At 53.2% G+C, this 1530-nt stretch carries 4 protein-coding genes; 3 read left to right on the forward strand and 1 reads right to left on the reverse strand.

What is annotated here, in order from left to right:
* Positions 1–89 (reverse strand): DnaA N-terminal domain-containing protein (locus FT726_RS27225; protein ID WP_346303844.1); only part of this gene is annotated, 89 nt, incomplete at its 3' end.
* 601 nt (positions 90–690) lie between these two features.
* Between FT726_RS27225 and rpmH the strand changes: the two genes are divergently transcribed.
* Genes rpmH through yidD form a run of 3 tightly spaced genes read left to right on the forward strand, consistent with a single transcriptional unit; the run spans position 691 to position 1427 of the window.
* Complete coding sequence (rpmH, locus tag FT726_RS27230) at positions 691–831, forward strand: 50S ribosomal protein L34 (protein WP_000831330.1); 141 nt, start codon at positions 691–693, stop codon at positions 829–831.
* A gap of 15 nt (positions 832–846) precedes the next feature.
* Positions 847–1206 (forward strand): ribonuclease P protein component, encoded by a 360-nt coding sequence (rnpA, locus tag FT726_RS27235; RefSeq protein WP_040679622.1) that lies wholly within the window; start codon positions 847–849, stop codon positions 1204–1206.
* Positions 1170–1427: a membrane protein insertion efficiency factor YidD gene (gene yidD / locus FT726_RS27240; protein WP_071813586.1), complete on the forward strand. Its 258-nt coding sequence runs from the start codon at positions 1170–1172 to the stop codon at positions 1425–1427. The genes rnpA and yidD overlap by 37 nt, the downstream gene beginning before the upstream one ends.
* Positions 1428–1530 lie beyond the last annotated feature (103 nt).

The following is a 1530-nucleotide window of genomic DNA, read 5'->3' on the forward strand; positions in this document are numbered from 1 at the left end:
TGCAGCGGACGAATCCACATGCTGAATTCGGTGGCAGGAAGCTCATCCTGCAAACGGGCAAGACACTGTTGCCAAAGCGTAAGTGACACGGCGGACTCCACTCGTACAAAATCGATAAGAATTTCAGGCGCTAATAATAGAAACTGTCTTTTTTGACACAGGCGGTCAGAAAGCGCCTGCGACCGCTATCCGCGGTAGTCATCCCCGGCGATCGCAAGGAGGATCGTCAGCGGAAGGGCGGATCATAGCGCAAAGCGCCTCAGAGATCTTCCCTTTCTACACAGTTTTGATCCATTTTATCCACAGGGTGTCCAGGCATGCATCAGTTTACGCCGTCTGCGGAAAAAGCGAGCGGGGATCAGGCTGAAAGCGAGAAATTTTCCGCCGCGCTCGCATTTTTGCCGTTACGATCGGCGCGGCGATCGCAAGAAGATCCTGGACGATCCTTGCGCTTTCCTTTATAGCCCGTATAATTCCCCACCCGGCATTGGCGCGTGAAGCTTTGATGCCCGGAATTAGCGGGCTGTATCAGAGTTTTCAGGTCTCGCGCCCAGCGAAGTAAATTGACTCCGGACTGTACAATTATTACAATCCCGCCTCTTTATTAAAGACACATTGAGGCGTCGGTCGTTTTACTGGCCCGAAAACGCGTCACCCAGTGAAATTTTTCAAGTTTAGGTAGAAATCGCCATGAAACGCACTTTTCAACCGTCCGTACTGAAGCGCAACCGTTCTCACGGCTTCCGTGCTCGTATGGCTACTAAAAATGGTCGTCAGGTTCTGGCACGTCGTCGTGCTAAAGGCCGTGCTCGTCTGACCGTTTCTAAGTAATAAAAGCTAACCCTCGTGGTTAAGCTCGCATTTCCCAGGGAGTTACGTTTGTTAACTCCCGCTCATTTCACTTTCGTCTTCCAGCAACCTCTTCGGGCTGGCACGCCGCAAATCACCATCCTCGGCCGCCTTAATTCGCTGGGGCATCCCCGCATCGGTCTTACCGTCGCCAAGAAGCACGTGAAACGCGCCCATGAACGCAACCGGATCAAGCGATTGACCCGCGAAAGCTTTCGTTTGCGTCAACACGAGCTGCCGCCGATGGATTTTGTCATCGTGGCGAAAAAAGGGATTGCTGACCTCGATAACCGTGCACTGACGGAAGCGTTGGAGAAATTATGGCGTCGTCACTGTCGCCTGGCGCGCGGCTCCTGATCGCCCTGATACGCGTTTATCAACGCGCCATCAGCCCACTGCTGGGACCTCATTGCCGGTTCCATCCCACCTGCTCGCAGTATGGGGTGGAAGCTGTACGCCGCTTCGGCATGTTAAAAGGCAGTTGGTTGACGATTAAACGCGTATTAAAATGCCACCCTTTGAACCCGGGTGGCGACGATCCGGTGCCGCCAAAAACCTTTGATACCAGAGAACATTAACGATGGATTCGCAACGCAATCTCTTTCTCATCGCTTTTCTGTTCGTGTCTTTTATGATCTGGCAAGCCTGGCAGACGGACCACGCTCCGCAGCCACAGCAGAC

The sequence above is a fragment of the Pantoea sp. Morm genome (genome assembly GCF_016643525.1).
Taxonomy (GTDB): Bacteria; Pseudomonadota; Gammaproteobacteria; order Enterobacterales; family Enterobacteriaceae; genus Pantoea; species Pantoea dispersa.

Coding starts and splice junctions, on each gene's coding strand:
- rpmH (WP_000831330.1), top strand. CDS start 691: ATGAAACGCACTTTTCAACCGTCCGTACTGAAGCGCAACCGTTCTCAC.
- yidD (WP_071813586.1), top strand. CDS start 1,170: ATGGCGTCGTCACTGTCGCCTGGCGCGCGGCTCCTGATCGCCCTGATA.